Source organism: Microcoleus sp. EPA2 (assembly GCA_020882975.1).
Taxonomy (GTDB): domain Bacteria; phylum Cyanobacteriota; class Cyanobacteriia; order Cyanobacteriales; family Microcoleaceae; genus Microcoleus.
In genome coordinates this window covers 1-2939 of record JAHRFD010000072.1, presented here as the reverse complement: position 1 = coordinate 2939, position 2939 = coordinate 1, and the positions used below count along the sequence as shown (strand labels likewise).

Here is a 2939-nt window from a genome sequence, read left to right as displayed (position 1 = left end):
ATATCAAGTTTTGCCTATGATAAGGGGATAGATACTGTATGGATCAACAGTCCGTATGCGTTTGTAAACAACTCAACAGGCGATAGTGCCTCATATTGGCGAGTAGAAGGTCAACCTGGAGCAACGCAGTGTGTACAGAATTACAGCTGCTACCATCAAATAAGCAATAACGTGCGCAACTTCCGTTATACCTTTACTGATACGGGAAGTTATTTGGTAACATTGGTAGTAAGAAACAGAACAGGTTCAGACAGTTCAAGCAAATGGGTTTATGTAGGTTATCCGAGTAAAAAACCTGTGGCGAACTTTTTCATGGATAAATTAACGATAGGTGTAAGCGAACAAATCCCAGCGTATGATTTATCGGAGAATGGACCAACGAGTTGGCAGTGGAGAGTAAGTCCAGATTGTAGGGGTTGCGATACAGATCCTAATATATCTCCCAACGATTTTTTACCAACTGCAGGAGTACAATTACCGGTATTACGAGCTAGAAACGCAGGGAAGTTTGATGTGTGTTTAAAGGTATGGAATAATGTGGGTATGGACTCGGTGTGTAAAAAGGATTATATAGAGGTGATAGGCGGCTTGAGTATGTGTGCAAGCGCAGGGGATACGATGAGTACACAACCGGAAGGCTATGTTTATGATAATGGGGGCCCTAATCAACCGTACTTTCCAAGTATCATGGGTAACTGTTATTACACGATCGACCCATGTGCCTCGAGTGTAACGGCATACTTAGAGCGCTTCAGATTAAGAAATCAAGACACGATAATTTTCCGCAACGGAGGGCCAAGTGGCCCAATATTAAGAAAATTGGGAGGCGGTAACTTACCCGACAGTGTACGCACGCTAGTAGCGAACAGTGGTCGTTTGTATATGCAATGGCAATTAGGAGCCCCACAAAATGCAGCAGTAGGGGATAGTGGTATAGTAATCAGATGGACGAGTATACCGGCCACCTACAGTGCTCCTAATGCTTTGTTTACGTGTGCAGATACGATATATTCAGGGCAAAAAGTACAATACATTAATGGCACTGTAGGTCAGGGCATAGTAACGTATACCTGGGATGTAAACGGAGATGGTATTTATAACGACCATACGAGTGCGAATGGCGCCAACTTTACGTTTACGACTGTAGCCCCATTGTTACGCGATGTATGCGTACGCGCAAGTAACTGTAAAGGAAGTTCAACGTACTGCAAACGCTTAATAGTACTACCAGTACAAACACGTCCAATAGCAGACTTTAGCAGTCCTCGTCCAGCAGGCTTTACCACGGATACCTTCCGCTTACGGGATATAAGCCGAAATGGTCCTAACCAATGGAGATGGGAAGTAAGTCCGAAAAACATATTGTATGTATCGGGCACTGACTCAAGCAGTCAACATCCAATTTTTATGTTAACCTCACCGGGTAAATATGCAGTAAAATTAGTAGCAAGAAACATGTTTGGGGCAGACTCGATAGAACGTTTTTTCTATATAGATGTATTGGCTTATAACCAACCGAACACAGACTTCCCGATAGCGAATGCGAGTGATGTAGGTATCACGCGTGTAGTTTTTGAAAGTGTAGATACGACCACGGCATTAAAAACGCCAACGTATACGGCCTTGTATAACATCAAACGCGGAGTATTATACCGCGGGGTAAACTATAAATTGGAAGTAATGCGTCCAACAGCAGAAACGCCTATGGAACGTAAGGCATGGATAGACTTTAACTTAGATGCAGACTTTATCGACCAAGGAGAGATGATACTAAGCGAGAGCAATGGTACGAACTTGGTAGGGAGCAGTACGTTTATGATACCGAATGATATCGCTCCCGGCAGGGTAACTCGTTTACGCATAGGAGTAAGCGAAGGGGGAACCACGTTAACTCCAGATAAGGCAAGAGCGGGATGCTTTGAAGACTATGCAGTAGAGATAGGCTTAGACTTGTTAGCCCCGACCATCAGTTTAAAAGGTGCAAGTGTACATAGGGTACAACGCGGAATGATATATGTAGATCCAGGCGTATTAGCGATAGATAATAGGGAAGGCGATATCAGTTCAAGATACGAGACGACCAACAATATTAACATGAGTATGGTAGGGGTTTACAAGGCAAGATACTGGGTAAGAGATTTGTATGGTAACATTAGCGATACGATAGAAAGAACGATACAGGTAGAGCTAAATCAGGTAGGACCAACGGTAACGTTGAAAGGACCTGACACTGTATATGTAGAAGCAAGACAGGAAAGTTACACAGATCAAGGGGCAGTAGCGGTAGACAATGTGGGCGATAGCATCAGCGACCGCATTATCCGTATAGGTATGGTAGATACTGCTTACATAGGCACCTACTATGTTAACTACAGTGTACGAGATGCGTTTGGCTTTACTGGAGAGAAAACGCGTGTGGTGATTGTTAGAAAAACCACAATACCGGAATTAAGAGTGAATGGAGTAATCAAACACCAAATCAACACTCCTTACCTAACGGGCTCAGGGATTATAAGAAGAGATACATACTTTGCGGTAGACCAATTAACACTAACACAAACAGGTAGTCCAAATACATCATTACCGGGGAGTTACTTTATACAAGTTGTGTTATGCGATCCATTAAACAATTGTACGCCACCGCGTCAGGTACAAATAGATGTACAAGATACGATAGCACCAGTAGTAAGTTTATTGGGCCCCAACCCTTTGGTATTAGATGTATATAACCAGAGCTATGAAGACCCTGGAGTAAATGCAAGCGATAACTATTACTCAGAGAACAGTTTGATACGTATAGTAGACAACAAGGTAGATGTAAACAAATTGGGTAGTTACACGATAACGTACATAGTAAGAGATGGCTCAAACAACTCGACCGAATTAGTAAGACAAGTAAACGTGGTAGACCGTATAGCACCAGTGATAGAAATATTAGG

1 protein-coding gene is annotated in these 2939 nt (G+C 42.8%); it reads left to right on the top strand.

The features are described from left to right. Nucleotides 1–1407: 1407 nt before the first annotated feature. Nucleotides 1408–2939, top strand: a 1532-nt coding sequence (locus AAFP14_RS26640; protein ID WP_341735153.1) for a DUF5011 domain-containing protein, incomplete at its 3' end; no start/stop codon positions are given.